Below are 16,882 nucleotides of genomic sequence, written 5' to 3'. Positions count from 1 at the left end.
ATGGCCGGGGACCAGTCCCTACTTGACCAGGTTTTCGACCGGCTGGCCGAGGACAACATTGCCGACGAGGTGGTGGACCTCGTGCTCGGGGCCTACGTCGGCGACGCTGCGCTCGACGCTGTCCTCGGCGGCGAGCCGGTCGACCTGCCGGAGCGCGACCCGTCCACGCGGCCGCGCCCGCAGCCGCTCTACCTGGAGTCGGTCACCGTCGCGGGCTTTCGGGGTGTCGGTCCACAGCAGAGCCTGCGGCTGCAGCCCCACACCGGGCTCACCCTGGTCATCGGTCGCAATGGTTCCGGCAAGTCGAGCTATGCGGAGGCCGTCGAGCTCGCCCTCACCGGGAACAGCGCACGCTGGACCGATCGTAACAGCGTCTTCAAGAACGGCTGGCGCAACCTGCACTGCGGGTCGCCCTGCGAGATCGAGGTGCTGCTCCGCGCCGAGGGCGCCAAGACCCCGATTCGCGTACGCCGAACGTGGCGTGACGACCACACGGAGGCCGACCAGGGGGCTGGCAGCGTCCTGGCGGACGGGCAGCGGTACGCCGATGCGGCGGAGCTCGGCTGGCAGCAGCCGCTCGACGTGTATCGGCCGTTCCTCACCGCCAGCGACCTGGGCCGGCTCGTCACCTCCACGCCCAGCGGGCTCTTCGACGCCCTGGCCCCCATCCTCGGCATCGACCCGGTCGTCGACGCCGACAAGAGATTGATGCGGGTGCGCAGGGAGCTCAACGACCGCATCACGGCAGTGAAGACGGTACGCGAGTCGCTGCGTACCGCGCTCGCGGACATCGACGACGATCGGGCGCGAGCCGCCGCCGCCATCCTGGCGAAACGGGCTGTGGACCTCGACGCTCTCGACCGGCTGCTCGCCGACGCGGGCAGCGACACCAACGATCCGGTCGCGGCCGCAGCCCGCCGCTTGGTCGCCGTCGCGCTGCCCGACCTCGGCTACGTCGGTGAACTCGCCGACGAACTCGCAGCGGCAGCGAAGCGGGTGTCGGAGCTCGCCGCCACGCGCGCCGGCACCGCCGACCACGCCGCCCAGCTCCTCCGGATGGCGGTCGGCTTCCACGACGAACACGGAGAGGGCCCCTGCCCCGTCTGTGGCACCGGAACTCTCGACACAGCCTGGCGCGCTCGGGCCACCAACACCCTTGACCAGCTCCAGCGCGAGACGATGGCCGTCGACGAGGGGCACCGGCGGCTGCGGGAGGCGCAGTCGCGGGTACGGAACCTGCTCGACCTCGACCGGCGGATCGGTGTTGACGACCTGGAGGCGCTCGCGGGCGTCCTCGACCAGCCCGAGGTGGTAGAGCGGTTCCGCGGCCTCGTGGCGGACTTCCACGCGCCCACCACGGATCTCGCATTTGACGAGCTGGCCGCGCACCTCCGCGCCACCTATCCGCCGCTCTTCGAGGCGTTCGCCGCCCTGCAGCAACATGCGACCGGGTGGCTGCGGCAGCGCCACGACGCCTGGCGGGAACACGCCGCCGCGCTGCAGGACTGGCTCAACCGCGCGTGGGCCTCCTCGGACCACGCCGCGAAGCTGAAGCGGGTCAACGCGGCTCGGGACTGGCTCAAGACGGCAACCGCCGAACTGCGGAATCAGCGACTCGCGCCGTTCGCGCAGCGGTCCCAGGAGATCTGGGACGAGCTGCGCCAGGAGAGCAACGTCGAGCTGAGTGGGATGCGGCTCGACGGCATGAACAACCGCCGTAAAATCTCCTTCCCCGTCACGGTTGACGGCACCGCCACCTCGGCGATGGCGGTCATGAGTCAGGGTGAACTCCAGGCGCTGGGGCTGGCGGTGTTCCTGCCGCGGGCCTGCGCCGAGGACAGTCCGTTCCGGTTTGTCATCATCGACGACCCCGTGCAGAGCATGGATCCGTCGAAGGTCGACGGGCTGGCGCAGGTGCTCGCCGGCCTTGCGGAGACCCGACAGGTCATCGTCTTCACCCACGACAACCGGCTGCCCGAGGCTGTACGGCGGCTGCGCATCGAGGCCACCATCTGGGCGGTCACCCGACGCGACGAGTCGGTGGTGGAGATCCGCAAGAACAGCGACCCGATCGAGCGGTACCTGAGCGACGCCACGTCGATCCTCAAAGCCGAGGAACTGGCCGAGACCGCCCGATACCCCCTGGTGTCCGCCTTCTGTCGGTCGGCGCTGGAAGCCGCCTGCCACGAGCGCATCCGACGCGAGCGCATCGGTGGCGGCGAGCGGCACGGCGACGTAGAGGAACTCATCGAGAAGGCGCTGACGCTGAACCAGGTGGCTGCCTTGGCGCTCTTCGGCGACACGCACCAGGGCGGCAAGGTGCTCGGCCGGCTCAACAGGTTCGGCGGGTGGGCCGGTGACGTGTTTCAGGCCTGCAAGCAGGGGGTGCACAAGGCCGGGAGTTTCGACCTCGAGATGCTGGTTCGGGACAGCCGGCGGCTTGCCGAGGAGCTGCGATGACGACCGGAGAGACGGCAATTCTGCCTGAGAGCTGCCTCGATGCGGCGGACCGGCTGCTGAGCAGCGTCATGCGTGGCACCCGTGGCGCCTGGCCGCGGGCGTGTGCCTGGCTGCTCCGGTTGGCGCTGGAGGCGGCGATGGACGACTACTGGCGGCGGGTTCATCCGGAGGTAGCTGGGATGCGTGCCCGGTCGCCACAGTTCCTGATCCTCGACCGCTACGCTGGCCGGCACATCGCAGCTCGGGCCGGATACGCCTGGTCAGCGTTGTCCCGGGCCGGGCATCACCACTGCTATGAGCTGGGCCTCACGGCAGGGGAGCTGCGCCGGCTCCGGGAGATGGTGGCAGCCGTCATCACCGACCTCGCCTCGGAGCGGACGCCGCAATTGCAGGCTACCGTCGACGTCCCCTCGTGATAGGCGGAACGTTCGGAGAGGAATACCAGCGGGGGCTTCCATCGTGTACGGCTGGGGAGCGATGAAGCCGGTCAGCAGGTCGTCGTGCGTCGTGTCGGGCATGACCGGACGCTACCGGCACAGGCCCTCCCCCGCGGTCCCGCACAGTCCGGGATGCCCGTCGCGGAGCCGGCAGCGCCAGCCGCCATCGAGCGGAGCATCACACCAGACTCACAACCCGTCAGACACCATTGCTGAACCAACCCGTCCACAGTAGGAATGAACTGAAAGATCACTCTATCGCTTATGCGGATCGGCAAGGCGCGGGCCGGGCAAGATCGGCGAGCTTTCTGGTACGAGGCGCAGGATCACATCTGCCTCGATCCGGAACCAGAATCGTCCGTGGAGAGCCTCAGCGAAATGTAGATGCTGTCCACGTCTTCAGGTTGCAGAGCCCATCTGTATGCCGGATGCACTTCCCAATCGAATCCGAAATCGGCAAACCGGCTCTGCAGGTAGCGCGATTGCTCGAAGTACTTGCGATAGATCAGATCTCCACTTTCTCGTCGAGCCGTTAAAAAATTGATCTTATAGAGAAACCCCGCCAGATCCTTCGGGTCGGCTATGCGCCCCGCCTTGAATCTGAATTGACCTTGCTCTTGGATGTTCTTGATCTTCTGTAATAGTTGTCCGGTATCATACACGTATCCCTGCTTGGCGGTTCGCTCCCTCTTCGACGGCTTCATTCCAAACAACAGACGTTCGACATCGGGTAGCTCTGCCCGGAACTCATTAACCGTGTCCTGAATTCGACCCTGAGAGTAGTCTTCAAAAGCATTTTCAAGGTTTGTCGTGTGTATTATGTTCGATCCGCGAGAGCGCGCATCCCTGGCGGCGAGCGTGCAAAGCTTGATAAGGTCGCGCGGGCGGCTGCGAATTAATGACAAAAGAACCCGATAGGTCGGCGCGTTGGACCAGAGCCCCTTGCCGCGAAAGTTAGGCTCAAAGAATGGTGTAAGGAACTTCGCAAGGCGCGGCTGGCTGTAGTACAGAAGGTTCTCGGTCGGCCTATCGGCGCCAGCGCCAAGGTAGCTGTTGATCCTCTTCACCAGTAGGGCGAATATCTCGTGATTCGTCCAGCTGAGCCACACCACAGAGCCTTCGATCTTGTCCGTCGATTCGTCGCTGGTTCGAACAAGAAAGTACACGTCAGACCGGAGCGAAATTCGAAAACGTATTCCGCGATTCTCGTTAGCGATATCTCTTACTGCATTTAGCAATGCCGAGATCCTCGTAATATCCTGAGCCCGACCTTGCCATCCTCGGTCAAGGTCATCTATATACACATAGATTTCACTACTACGCAAGAATGAGTCGGCAAGTAGCTGCTTCGCTGGAGTCAGATCGAAGTATTGTTCCGGGCTGCTGAGACTCCTTCTGAGGAAATCTATTAATTTACCGCCAGCACCCCGAAGGCGTTCACGCCATTCATCGGTTCCTTTCCAGCCCAGGCCGTTAATGGCTTTGGTGGCGAGAAGGTCCTGCAAACCGATCTTCCATGCACGAATCGTTTGAAGGAAGTCGCTCGTGTCGGTCGCTATACCAATCACATCATCCGGCTGAACTACGAGAGTTAAACGGTTTGCCTCCCGGTCCTCAGCGATCGCGATCTGAAAGAGGGCCGACTTGCCCATGCCCTTGTGCCCAACGAGAACTCGGAGCGGCAAATCCGTAATTACTTGCTCGTACACCGTCGACTTGAAATAGTACTCACGAAGTCTCTCAGGCGCCTCATCCTCAGCCGCTTCGTGACCGAAAAGCGCCTGAATTTTCTGTTCTGAGAACGTCGGGGCCACCAGACCTCCTTGGCTTCGTACGGTGCCGATGCGCACATCGTAGGTCACTTTAGGAGGCTGGTTCTGTCCCATGTCGCATTTGTACTAACAGATGCCGAAAACCCCACCTACCTGCCACCGCAGGCCCGTCCAGCATCCTGCGTACCGAGTCCTTTTCGTCGTGATTAAGGGCGGTTGAGCGGGCAGGCGGGCTGAGCGTTTCGCTGCTCCGGGTAGGACCAGCTCCAAGTAGGACACACCCTGGCAGGGGACCAAGATCCCGGCACGCGGTGTGATGCTCCCCTGTTGAAGGCGGTCACGGCGGGGCAAGCTGAGGACGGTGGAAGCGGTCCGGCATCCGCGAGCGGTACGCCGGCGCAAGCCTCGGGTGGCACGCAGCTCACCACCTGATCACCGCAGCGGCCGGCCCGTCCGCTGTCGCCGGTTCACGGTCATCCGCGACTGCTCGCCTGGGACCCTGGTCGCCGCCGCGTCGACGGTCACGGCAGCATCGCTGGTCTGCCCGCTGGGCTGGACCTGCGGAGGTCGCGGTTGACGCGGTGCGGCGTGCCCGGCCACCGACGGGTGACGGCTCACGTCACGGCTCCCCGTCCGGGCCCTCGTCGGGCTACTCCACGTAGTACCGGACGTGGTAGCGCCGCCAGTCCGCCACGCCGAGCTCCTCAGGGTCGTACCGGGACAGGTAGTCCAGCGCCGCCATGGCCTCCTCCGTCCCCACCGATGTCAGGTACGCCGTCGTCCGCTCCCACCCGGCGCCGCAGAGCAGCTGGATGTCGACTCGACCCCTTGGCCCGCCAGATCAGCGGAACGTCGTCCAGGTCCCCATGTGGAAGAGCTGCGTGCAGCCGAGCGGCACCAGCGCGCTATTGTTCTCGATGCCCAGGGCGATCTGCTCCCGCAGCATTTCGCGTACCCGATCGAGGTCGTCCCCGGCGGGGTACAGGCGTTACCGGTCCAGCCAGGCGTCCTCGTCGTTATCGCGTACGAGCGTCAACCTACTCGGGGGACGTGCCAGACGGCCTCGACGTTGGCTGCGGACGAACGCGCCATAGTAGGTCGGGTGGTATTCCGGCCACATCCGGGGCCCGTGCAGCACCTCAGCGGCGGCGGCGTGGAACGCCCGGACGGCGGCGCGGTGCGGTGCGGCGAAGGCGATGTGGAGTCACCCCCGAAGCGGGCCGTCCTGGAGGGCGTCCGCCGCCTCCTCGCGGTCGCCCAGCGTCCGGAGCGCCACCGCCCAGAGCCGGTCCCGGTGCCGGTGGAACAGCTCGGTGAAGGCGTCCCGGTCGCCGGCCACGTGGGCGCGAAGCAGGTCGATGTCGGTCGGCACCAGGCCCGATCGGCGCGCGTCGGTACGGCCACCGGTGCGCCCGCCCGCTCCTCGCCGCGACCGTCCATCACCACGTCCGGCGGGAGTGGTGCCCGGACAGCGGCGGCCGGTTCACGACCCCTGGACGGTGATCTCCTGGACACCGATCTTGTAGCCCCGGTCGTTCGAGGGCAGCTCGGTGAGCCAGAAGAGCAGGTAGCGGTACTTCCTGTCCGGGTCGAAGCCGTTGCTGAAGATCAGCGTGCTGCCCTCGGCCGGCGCGAAGCCCGCACCGATCGGCGACTTCACGTACTCGTTGTAGAGCTTCTTGTCGCCGGAGGAGCTGGAGCCCGGGTCGGTGGTGCCGGTGTAGAGCTGAGCGGTGGCGCCGCTGGCGGAGAGGACGGCCTTCACCGACTTGACCGTGTGCTCGGAGCCGAGGTCGATCCAGACGCCCATGCCGCGCTTGAAGTTGCCGAACTTCGGCGCGTTGTAGGTGTCGGTCTCCCAGCCCACGTCCTCGCTGCCGTCGATCACCTTCTCGGCGTCGCTCAGCTCGTCCCGGCTCTTGCTGTCCGGGTCGATGATCCGGACGTCCTCCACGGCCAGCTTGCGCACGGTGGCGGCGGGCTGGGTGGGCTGGTCGGCCGCCGCGCTGCTGGACGGGCGGGCCACCGGCTCGGTCTTCGGGTCCTTGTCGTCGCCGCCCAGCGCGCTGATCCCGATGAGCAGGCCGACCAGGGCCACCGCGAGCAGCCCGGCGATGCCGAAGGCCACCTTGCGACCACCGGCGGCGGCCAGCGGCGACGGCTCCTCCTCGGGGTCCGCCGTGAAGCGCAGCGGGCCGGCCTGGGCCAGGAAGTGCTCGTCGGCGGGGATGTCCAGCCGACCCAGCTCGGCCGCGAGCACGTCCGAGGAGGTCGGGGCGATCTCCGGGTCGAGCAGGTCCATGGTCAGGTCGTCGAGGTAGGCGGGCACCCCGGCCCGGACCTGACGGGGGGCGGCGATCGCGCCACCGGCGTCGCGTACGGCGTCCGGGATGGCGGCCCGGCCGTGCCCGGCGGTGGCGCCGTGCAGCGGGGCCTCGCCGTGCGGCCAGTGCCCGGTCAGGGCGAAGTAGAGCACCCCGCCGACCGCCCGGATGTCGTTCTCCTGGCTGTCCGCGCCGTCGGTCCGCGCGTCGGCCAGTACCACCCGTCCGTCGTCGCTGATCATCACGGTGCCGGGGTGGACGTTGCCGTGCACCATGCCGGTCGCGTGCACGGCGGCGAGGGCGCTGGCGACGGCGTTGCCGACGGCGGTCGCCCGGGCCGGGTCCAGCGGACCGTCGGCGGCGACCAGGTCGCGCAGGGACTGGCCGTCCACCCACTCGCGGACCACGTACGCCCGGTCCGCCTCGTCGATCGCGTCGTAGACGCCGACCAGGTTGGGGTGGATGACCCGGCTGGCCGCGACGGCGGCCTGAAGCATCTCGGTGGCGGAGTCGCCACCCGGGTAGCGGAGGACCACCGCGACGGGACGGCGCAGCACGACATCGACCCCGCGCCAGACCAGCCGGCCCGCGCTGTCGTTGTTGATGTGCTCGACCAGCTCGTACCGCTCGGCAAGGATCTCACCGGCCGTGGGAGCACCGAAGGTCATGACCGGCGGAGCAGTCTCCTCCGCCTCCTGACCCTCGCCGACCTGGGTCACCCGTCCTCCCTCGGTGATCGTGCCGATCGATGGACCCGTGCTGCTGGGCATGTGGCTTCCCGCTCTGCCTTCGAAGGAACCGGCAGACCGGTGCCGACGCCCACGTCGGGACCTGCCGTACCCGTCGTGTGCGACCTTACCCGGGATGCCCGGTTCTCCGACATGTCATCTTCCCGCCGCGGCCGGTGGGGCACCAGCCCCGGGCTGCCCGATCCGGTTACGACCGTTGTCAGCCACGTTGCTGGCACATGCAACATCAGCACGAGGCCGCCTACGCCGCGCAGTGCGGCATGAGCTCCGTCGAGTCGTCCTCCGGCAGGCTCAAAGGCGGGGCCTCAACCGCGACGGCGACCGCCAAGCCAACGCGGCCCTCTACCGGATCGTGATCACCAGACCCTCTACCGGATCGTGATCATCAGGCTGCGATGGGACCAACGCACCCGCACCGGAGACCTCGCTCATTATCGATATCCGGCACGCGTACAGGCCGTCAACCCAGCCCGGGCGCCACAGCCCACTTCGATACGGGCCCCTCGACGTCCCCTACTCCTACGGGTCGGAGCCGGTCGGCATCGTCGGGCGGGGTGATCGGCGACGGCGCACGGCTCAGCGTCCAGGCCCTGCCGGGCCCCGCACCAACCTCGACTGTCCCCGGCTACGCGTGCCCATCCTCAGACACGTCGGCCACCCAGGGTAGGTACTGCCGTGACTGCGAGTGTGGTGGACCTCTTCTCGGGAGGGGCGGCGCGAGCGCCGGTTTTCACGCCCACCCCATGTTCAATGTGGCAGGCGCAGCTGATGCCCAACTGGGAAAGCCGAGCAGTCCCAAAGGCAGCTTGTCCTGCAATTTGACGTACGCCGCGAATATGGGATTCAATCCTGCAGAAGTGGACTTGTCGGTTGCTTGCCCCGATGAAGTCGCTCATCTCATGACCCTAACGCAGCCCCCAACAGTTCTAATTGCCTGTCCGCCTTGTACTGGTTTCTCGAGAACACTCGCGAGAAATCATCTTCAAGACGATCCGCGGAATGGCTCGTCCGTCGCACAGCCCTTTTCGTTCGCCACTGGCGGCCGGACGTTGCCGTGATGGAAAACGCGCGCGAACTGGTAATGGGACGCTTCCAGGAACATCTCGCAGGTCTTACTGGCGACCTCGCTTCCCTAGGTTACGAAATCCACTTCTCGACTCACTTCCCAAACCGCTTCGGTCTCCCACAAAAACGGGAGCGGGCCTTAGTTCTTGCCGTACGAAACAAGCTCCCATTGCTGACGATGGACGACCTCTGGCGCGGCTTTGAAGTCGACTCCAAGGCCACACATGTGTGTCGGGCTATCTGGGACCGACCAGCCCCTACCATCAAACGGGAGTGCTCGCATGTTGGGAACGGGCGATACGCGCATCCCGAGCAAGACCGCCTTTGTCCCGTTCGGGAGCTAGCGATACTTAATGGGTTCCCGGCTTTCTACCAATTCCGAGAGAGCGTCAGCAATATGTACCGCCATATCGGCGATGCAGTTCCTCCCCTCTTCAGCTATCAGATGGCAGCCCTGGTTAGCTGGATACTCACTGGTTCTCGCCCCGAGAAGCATGAGTTGGTGATGCCAGGAACTCACCTCAGGCCCGACGACATTCGCGGCTGACCGACGATGAAGCCTCCCGCAAGTTCGCCAGGTGTTTCTGCATGGATGAAAAAGCAGAAGTCATTTGATACGGCTCAGGAGCTGCAGCTACGCCGACTCCTTTATAGCAGGGGACTTCGCTACAGAATTCATAGCGAAGTTGTCCCCGGAACGCGGCGAAGAGTGGACCTAGCCTTTGTGACAGCCAAAGGTCGCTGTCTTCATAGATGGTTGCTTCTGGCATGGCTGCCCACAGCATGGATCGACGCCTACGGCCAACTCGGACTGGTGGGCGAAAAAGCTGCAGGAAAACAAGTTGAGAGATGCGGACACCGACCGCCGGCTTTGTGAGGCAGGCTGGCATGTTGTCCGGATATGGAGCATGAGGACTTCGCTGGAGCAGCAGCCATCGAAACGGTTGTCAGGGAACGGGCTCCGCGTCGCGCCTCAAGACCAGTGCCGATTCCGAGGGATCAGCGACACGGCACTTTGTCCAACTATGGGAGCTTTCGCCGTCGCTGCCCCGAATGCCGGGCTGCGAACAGGCAGTACCAAGTCGAGCTGCTTGCACGCTACCGGGAGGAAGGCGGACGTGGCCTGCATGGCAGCGACTATCGGTACCGCACCGACTGTCGCTGTGCCGCTTGCCGGGCTGCCCACGCCGACGAGGACCGGGCGTCCCGCCGCAAGAAGAGGAGCGCCGTGTAAGGTCGCGTCACCAACGCAAGCGACTAGGGACGGTTCTTGTGGCGCCAGGGGATCCACGGGTCAGGCTGGTTGAGATCGTTAGCCGGCTAAACGACATCCAAGCACATAAACTGCTGAAGTTTGCAGAAGCCTTTCTATTGCCTATCGATGCCTGGATGAATCCGCAATCCAACCTGGTAACAGAGGCATTCGCTAAGGAGTTCGAAGCGCGCCTCCAGCTACACCATGCCACCCACAGCAAGCAGCTAGATAGAGTTGGTCTCGAAGACGCAGTCCGGGCAGCATCCATTGCCGCCGGAAGATCGGTTCACGGCCCCATGGGTGCCACTCGCCGCTTCATTGACGAGATCATCGACGGCGAGAGATTTGCCATCAAGAGCACCGCCGCATTGAATGTGAGCGAGCAGTTCCTGCATATTAGCAAGGTCTCCGAGGCGGCCTGGATCCAGGATGTCAGAGGGGCCCAGGCTCGCGCCGAGAAGGCGAAGCAACAGATCCTTTCTTATATGACGGAGGTCGACAGGTTAATCCAACTGCGGATTTTACCTGATAGGGAAAAGTGGCGTTATCAATTGGTGGAAATCCCTATGAGTCTCCTGAGACCTATCCTCGATTTGGATCGAAATCTGTTCGCTCCCGATGGACCAACGATCCCCATCGTCGATGGCCGTGGACCCTGCTTGACTCTCAAGCTTGATCGAAGCGATGCTAAGATCACCTTCACGAGGATTCCCATTTCAAGATGCATTATCCATGCCCGGTGGACCCTTGATAAGAAACCGGGGGATGCGTAACTAAGGGATCTCTCGTAACCCGTCGCTGTCGGCTGAGGACGATCACCGAAGATGTCGTGGTGCAGGTGATCTCCCCAGCCCGGCCGGAGTAGATCTTCCCGTTCACCGGTCTGTAGGGCCGCCCCGTGCCGTCCGCTGGTCCGCCTGGTAGCCGAGCGTGGCGGCCACGCCATCGCTGACGGCCGGCCGGGCTGGCAGTGGGCCTTTGACCTGCCCGACCGGGTGCTGCTGGCGGCGTTTATTGGCGCGCCAACCTGACCCTGCGCCAGATCGGTCGGCTGTTCGGCGTCTCGCACTCCGCCGCCCGCTGGGTCATCGAAACCAGGGGCCCGCTACTGGCCCTGGCCCCGGTGCGCAGGCGCCCGGTCGACCAGATCGCAATCGTAGACGGCGCGGCCAGCATTCCGGCCGGTCGCGGCCGCGCCGGTCGAGCGGATACCGGCGGAGTCGCAAGAACCCGGCGGGCGACGCCCGCGGGAGTGCTCACGGGCATCGGCCGTACCGCAGCGGTACGGACGGCGCCGCACCCCGGTACGCGAAGTCAGCCGCTCAATACAAGGGTGCGACCGCGACGCTCATCGCCACCTGCGCTCATCGTCCACGGGCGGCAGGGCGAGCGGTCAACCTGCGGCGGGCTGATACACGTACAGGGGCTCTTTCCTGCCGGCGCGCTCCGGGCACCTGCCGGTTCTGCCGCCCACCATGCCCACTCTGCCGTCCTGGCACACGGTCATGTAAACCTCACCCGCCTAGAAGCCGTCCACACAAGTGAAGTAGCTGCATACCACGACGGCCGGCTCGTGGACGAGCTCACCGCCGCAGTAGTTGTAGCCGTATGGATTCTCCGGGGCCCGCACCGGTCCGCGGGTATCGGCATCGGCACGCCCGGCGAGCCGGGGGCCGGGCGGACCGTGCCCGGACCGGCCTTCGGTGGTGGCGTGAACTCCGGAACGCGGCGGGGAGTCGGAGCCGACCCGCGGGGCGCGTCTGGGTCGACCGGACGAAGCGGCGGCGCACCGGAGGCGCTGCCGGGAGTGGTCGTCGCGGGTGCCGGTGAAGCGGTGGTGGGGGCGTGACTGGGTGGCGTCCCGGTTTCGGGTGCCGGAAGCGCCGTACGGAGGGGTGCGCCGTCGCCGCCATCGAAGGCGCCGCGTGGGCCGTCCGGTCCGCGCCAGCCGACCATCATGGCGTACGCCGGCAGGGCGATGAGCGCGACGGCGGCCGCAACGATCGCGGGGTGGGCGAGGCGAGCTCTCGCCGGCGCCTGCTCCGCCATGGCCACCAGCGGCACCGGGGGCCGCGATCGCCGGTTGGCGGCCACCGCCTCGTCGAGCCGGGCGAGCACGAGGCGGCGCTGACCGATGAAATCCGCGTACGCCATGGTCAGCCTCAGTCGGAAGCGGGACGCGTCATCCAGGGGTACGCGGAGGCCGGCCAGCGGCCGACCGTCGACGGTGTGCAACATCGTGATGGGTGCCGTCGGGTAGTGCGCGAGGCCGCTCAGCAGCATGAACGTCTACTCGCAATCGTTTTCGCGTCCTCGGAGGATGAGCCGGCGATCGGTGATCACCGCCGTACCGGCGTCGGCCACCCGGATGCCGTGCGGCAACCGGCGGGCCCGCTTCGTCCGCCGGACGGGAACGACGGCGAGTTCGGGTATGGGGAGGTCGACATGGCGGCCGGCCTCGACCTCGACCAGTTCCGCCGCCGGCTGGACGGCGACGACGACCTCGCCGTCGGCCAGGTCCACGGGCAGACCTTCCGGCGATTCGGCCGGAATCTACTCGGCCGCGGCTCGCAGGCGTAGCAGCTCCGTCACCGGGGCCCGCGAAGATGCGGCAGGGCGTGGGGTAGAGCTCCTCCGGCGCGCCCGACACATTGATCCCGCCGCGTACCCGCCGGTTCCGCTGGCCCGCACCAACGCCGGCGGCATCCCCTCGCGGTCACGCTGACCGGCGGCCACCGGCACGACTTCACCCAACTCATCCCGCTGATTGATGCCATCCCAGCCATCCGCCGTCGCCGCCGGCGAAATAGCGAAATATGGTGGTGGCCGCGCCGCCCGCTACGCGTTCGCCACGCTCGCCGGCTCCGGCGGGACGTGCCGCCCGCTGGCCGGCCGCTCGTCGCCGTGGCCCGGCCACCACGCCCGGTGCCCGATCAGAGCGGTCAGGGCGGGGACGAAGAACATCGACATGACGAACGCCGACAGCACGATGCCGATCGCCACCGCGAAGCCCATCTGCTGCAGGAACGAGATCGGCGCGAGCATCAGCACCCCGAACGTCCCGGCGAGGATCAGCCCGGCCGCCGCGACCGTCGGGCCGGCGTGTTCCACTCCGATAGCGGCGGCCTCGTGCGGCTCGTTGCCCTCACGGGCCTCCTCACGCAGCCGGGCGATCATCAGGATGTTGTAGTCGGTCCCGATCGCCACCACGAAGAGGTAGAGGATGATCGGCAGCTGGAAGGTGATCCCGGGCTTGTCCTGCAGCCCTTGGAAGAGATAGACCGTGGCGCCAAGCGTGGCGGCGAAGTTGAGCAGCACCGCAATCACGAGGTAGATCGGCGCGACCAGGCTGCGCAACAGCAGCGCGAGGATGAGCGCGATCAGGCCGGCCGCCACCGGCAGGATCACCGACAGGTCGCGGTTGTTCGCCGAGTTGATGTCCGCGAAGATCGCGGTGGGTCCGCCGACCACCGCCCGGGTGCCGGGCGGGGCTGCCGCGTGCAGGGCGTCGCGCAGGTCGTCGCGGACGAGCGTGATCGCCTCGTTGGAGACCGGGTTTTCGTTGAGCAAAAGGTTGACCCGGGCGACACTCGGGTCGTTGCTGCGCTCCGGGGGCTGTGCCCGGCCCACTCCCGGGGCGCCCGCCGCGACCGCCGCGAAGTCGCTGACCTGTCGCTCGGTCAGCGGCGACCCGTTGCCGGTGGTCAGGTAGACCTCGGTCGGGGCGAGCGCCCCGGCGGCGAACCCGCGCTGCAGGTCCGCGGCGGCCTTCGCCGACTCGGTGTCCTGCGGGAAGCCGGCGCTGAAGTCGTAGTCGGCCTTGTAGCTCAACACGCCCGCGGCGAGCGCGACCAGCAGGGCGCCGGATGCGGCCGCGACGAGCGCCGGCCGGCGCCCGATGGCGGTCCCGAGACGGCGCGCCACGGTGGCCTTGGGGGCACGCTGCCACGCCTTGGACGGCCAGAAGACGTACCGGCCGAGCAACGAGACGACCGCCGGGATGAGCGTGAGCGAGGTGACCAGCATGACGCCGACGGCGATCGCGAGCGCCGGGCCGAGCGAGCCGAAGAAGCCCAGGGAAGCCAGGAGCAGCACGAGGAACGCGACGATAACCGCTCCCGCGGCCGACGTGATGACCTCGCCGACCCGCTCGACGGAGACCATCATCGCGGTGCGCTTGTCGTCACCGGCACGCAGCCGCTCGCGATAGCGGAAGAGCAGGAACAGGATGTAGTCGGTGCCGATGCCGAACAGCACGATCAGCAGCACCGTCTGCAGATCCTGACTCACGTTGAGATCGAACGCCTCGCCCGCCGCGGCGACAAGCCCGCTCGTGACGGCCATGACAACGCCGATGACCACCACGGGCAGCAGCGCGGCGATGGGGCTGCGGAAGATGATCAGGATCAGTCCGATGATCAGGATGATCGTCGCGATGCCGACCACGGCAAAAGCCTTGTTGAAGGTGTCCTCGTTGTCGACGAAGCTCGCTACATCGCCGGCCACGCCCGCGGTCAGTCCGCTGCCCGCCAGCTCCGGGCCGATGGCCGCCCGCAGGTCGCGTACGGCGTCGAGCAGCGCCGGGTCGTCCGGGGTGACCGCATCGAGCCCGACGTTCACCACCTGCACCGACTTGTCCGGCGCCACCGCCTGCGGGCCGGTCAGGTAGCCGGACGTGCGCGAGATGTTCTTCGCCTTGAGCGACTGGGCGAGCTGGCCCACCCTCGCCTCGTCGGCCGGCGTGAGCGACTGCCCGTCGGCGCGCTTGACCACGATGGTCGCTGTCGCTGTGGCCTGCTGCGGAAACGCCCTTTTAGCGAGTTCAATGGCCTGCACCGACTCGTACGAGCGGGGCAGGAAGCTGCCCTGATCGGCGGAGGTGATGTCGGCCAGCGACGGTGTGGCGAGGACGATGGCTGCTGCCGCGAGCACCCAGCCGACAATCACCCACCACGCCCTGCGTACAACGAATCTGCCCAGCCGCTCGAACATGGTCTCCCCCGTTTGTTCGGCACAACCGACGTCTGGGGCCTGGAGCGCCTTTGGGCGCCCGCCCGTCACCCCCCCGGGCAGCCTCCGCTACCCCCTGTGCATCCTACCTTCGACCGGCAATCCTTTTCGGACGCACGAGGGTGCGAAGGCTTGTTGCGTTGAGCGCCCTCGGATAGGTGTCAGGAGCCGTCCGGCGACCCGCACGGGCTGATCCGGCAGCCAAGGCCATCGTTCAGACGTTGACCCAGAGTGCACGGCCCTTCAACGATGAGCCATAGCACCTGTTCCAGCCACCCTTCACACCGCGGGACCGGCCGGGGATGCCTCCCCTGGGTGTCCCACTGCCCCGATCCACCGTCCACCAGTCGTAGCTGATCGCTCGGACGGCGCAGCCGACACGGCCAGCGAGAACATGCGAGGGAAGGCCGCAATGAAGAGAACCGCCATCACGTGCCTGGTCGCTCTGGGCGCGATGACGATCCTGCCGGGCAACGCCTCGGCCGCGGACAAGCCGAAGGTCGTCGTGGATGACGACCGGGCACAGTGCGCAGACGCCGACTACACGTCGATCTCGGAGGCGGTGCACGAGGCGCCTCCCGGCGCAGTGGTCCAGGTCTGTCCGGGCAGATACCGGGAATGGGTCGTCGTCGACAAGCCGCTGACGATCCGGGGGCAGCTCGACGAGGTCGAGGCCGTGGACTGCTTCGACCCCACACCGGGCCAGCTCGATGACCTGGACGCGACTCGCTGGGCGATCGTCGAGCCCCCGGACTCGTCGTGGAGGTCACTGTTCAGCCTGTCGGCGGACAACGTCGAGCTGGCGGGATTCGTGCTCCAGGGCCTGGACCGCCCCACGCCGACCTTGGTCGACGGCTACACGATGTACATCCCGGCCGTTGCCGCGAGCTCCGACTACTCGGGCTACCAGATCCACCACAACCTGGTCCGGAAGAACACGTTGGGTATCGAGTTGGGCAGCAACGGAGCCACCCAGTCCCGCGCCCATCACAACTGCCTGCGGGAGAACAAGTATGGACTGGCCAACCAGCGGCAGCTGCTGAAGAGCGCGAGGGTCGACCACAACCAGACCTTCCGGTCGGAGTCCCTCGCGTACGAGATCGGGTGGGGGTACGCCGGTACCGAGCGGGTCACGCTGGACCACAACGCGTCCCGGGGCGACTCTTACAGCTACCGGGTGGAGAACACCACCGCAACCCGGATCGACCAGAACACGGTCGAGGCCGGCGGTCGGGGGATCTACGTGCGCGGGGGGAATGTCGGACTCGAGCTGACCACCAACGTCATGACCGGTGGGAGCCTGGGCGAAATCTTCTTCGACACACCGACGCTGGCGGTTCCGGAGCCGACGACGGCTGCGGTCATCACTGGCAACACGATCACCGGTAACCGAGGTGTGGGGATCGTCATCGTCGCGCAGGCCAAGGTGACAGGTATGGAGATCTCCGGCAACGTGATCACTGACAACGGGGCCAGCGGGATCGTCGTGCTCGACGGCAACAACGGAAACGTGATTCGGGCCAACATTTCGGACCGCAATGGCCTTTACGGCATCAGGACCGGGCCGAACACCACCGGCAACATCATCGAGTCGAACCAGATGCTCGGCAATGGACAGTTGGACGCCTGGGAGCAGAGCTTTACCACCGTCGACGGCGTGATCGACCTGGCCAACGACTGGACCGGGAACCAGTGCGCTACCGACAAGCCGGCCGGCGCCATCTGCGGTGCCGCATCCTGACGCCGGCGCGGGCGGTCCGACTCGTACGGGCCGCCCGCGCTCGTGTCGACAAATCGGCGTCCGGTAGGG

The 16,882-nt window shown here is 66.6% G+C and carries 10 protein-coding genes and 3 pseudogenes; 7 read left to right on the top strand and 6 right to left on the bottom strand.

The window, feature by feature from the left end; all coding sequences use genetic code 11:
- Nucleotides 1–2,460, top strand: a complete 2,460-nt coding sequence (locus ACTWO6_RS06010; protein ID WP_446218655.1) for an AAA family ATPase — start codon at nucleotides 1–3, stop codon at nucleotides 2,458–2,460.
- A complete protein-coding gene (locus ACTWO6_RS06005) occupies nucleotides 2,457–2,876 on the top strand; it encodes a hypothetical protein (RefSeq protein ID WP_446218654.1) in 420 nt (139 codons plus the stop codon). The genes ACTWO6_RS06010 and ACTWO6_RS06005 overlap by 4 nt, the downstream gene beginning before the upstream one ends.
- A gap of 347 nt (nucleotides 2,877–3,223) precedes the next feature.
- Here the strand turns inward: ACTWO6_RS06005 and ACTWO6_RS06000 are convergent, their stop codons facing one another.
- The 4 genes and pseudogenes from ACTWO6_RS06000 to ACTWO6_RS05985 all read right to left on the bottom strand — a co-directional run bounded on the left by ACTWO6_RS06000 (nucleotide 3,224) and on the right by ACTWO6_RS05985 (nucleotide 7,763).
- Nucleotides 3,224–4,783, bottom strand: a complete 1,560-nt coding sequence (locus ACTWO6_RS06000; protein ID WP_446218653.1) for a P-loop ATPase, Sll1717 family — start codon at nucleotides 4,781–4,783, stop codon at nucleotides 3,224–3,226.
- Nucleotides 4,784–5,701: 918 nt separating this feature from the next.
- A pseudogene (locus tag ACTWO6_RS05995) lies at nucleotides 5,702–5,873 on the bottom strand (VOC family protein); the annotation flags it as partial.
- A 9-nt stretch (nucleotides 5,874–5,882) separates the two neighbouring features.
- Nucleotides 5,883–6,044, bottom strand: a pseudogene (locus tag ACTWO6_RS05990) (RNA polymerase sigma factor SigM); the annotation flags it as partial.
- Between the two features lie 108 nt (nucleotides 6,045–6,152).
- Entirely contained in the window at nucleotides 6,153–7,763 is a 1,611-nt protein-coding gene (locus ACTWO6_RS05985) for a protein kinase family protein (RefSeq protein ID WP_446217566.1), read from the bottom strand.
- A 1,036-nt stretch (nucleotides 7,764–8,799) separates the two neighbouring features.
- Between ACTWO6_RS05985 and ACTWO6_RS05980 the strand changes: the two genes are divergently transcribed.
- From ACTWO6_RS05980 to ACTWO6_RS05965, 4 genes and pseudogenes are all read left to right on the top strand, one after another.
- The gene (locus tag ACTWO6_RS05980; RefSeq protein WP_446218652.1) at nucleotides 8,800–9,354 is read left to right on the top strand and encodes a DNA cytosine methyltransferase; all 555 of its coding nucleotides are present in this window, start codon (nucleotides 8,800–8,802) and stop codon (nucleotides 9,352–9,354) included.
- Between the two features lie 6 nt (nucleotides 9,355–9,360).
- On the top strand, nucleotides 9,361–9,684 hold the full coding sequence (locus ACTWO6_RS05975) for a hypothetical protein (RefSeq protein ID WP_446218651.1): 324 nt from the start codon (nucleotides 9,361–9,363) through the stop codon (nucleotides 9,682–9,684).
- Between the two features lie 395 nt (nucleotides 9,685–10,079).
- Entirely contained in the window at nucleotides 10,080–10,835 is a 756-nt protein-coding gene (locus tag ACTWO6_RS05970; protein WP_446218650.1) for a hypothetical protein, read from the top strand.
- 92 nt (nucleotides 10,836–10,927) lie between these two features.
- Nucleotides 10,928–11,227: pseudogene (locus ACTWO6_RS05965) on the top strand (transposase family protein); the annotation flags it as partial.
- Nucleotides 11,228–12,351: 1,124 nt separating this feature from the next.
- On the opposite strand, the gene ACTWO6_RS05960 reads toward ACTWO6_RS05965, so the two are convergent.
- The gene (locus tag ACTWO6_RS05960; protein WP_446218649.1) at nucleotides 12,352–12,585 is read right to left on the bottom strand and encodes a hypothetical protein; all 234 of its coding nucleotides are present in this window, start codon (nucleotides 12,583–12,585) and stop codon (nucleotides 12,352–12,354) included.
- A 315-nt stretch (nucleotides 12,586–12,900) separates the two neighbouring features.
- Nucleotides 12,901–15,009 (bottom strand): MMPL family transporter, encoded by a 2,109-nt coding sequence (locus tag ACTWO6_RS05955; protein ID WP_446218648.1) that lies wholly within the window; start codon nucleotides 15,007–15,009, stop codon nucleotides 12,901–12,903.
- A gap of 475 nt (nucleotides 15,010–15,484) precedes the next feature.
- Between ACTWO6_RS05955 and ACTWO6_RS05950 the strand changes: the two genes are divergently transcribed.
- On the top strand, nucleotides 15,485–16,813 hold the full coding sequence (locus tag ACTWO6_RS05950; protein WP_446218647.1) for a right-handed parallel beta-helix repeat-containing protein: 1,329 nt from the start codon (nucleotides 15,485–15,487) through the stop codon (nucleotides 16,811–16,813).
- The last annotated feature ends 69 nt before the right edge of the window (nucleotides 16,814–16,882 follow it).

The organism is Micromonospora sp. IBHARD004 (assembly GCF_052814115.1).
Note: the sequence above shows the minus strand (reverse complement) of the source record. Positions and strands in the feature narration are given on the sequence as shown.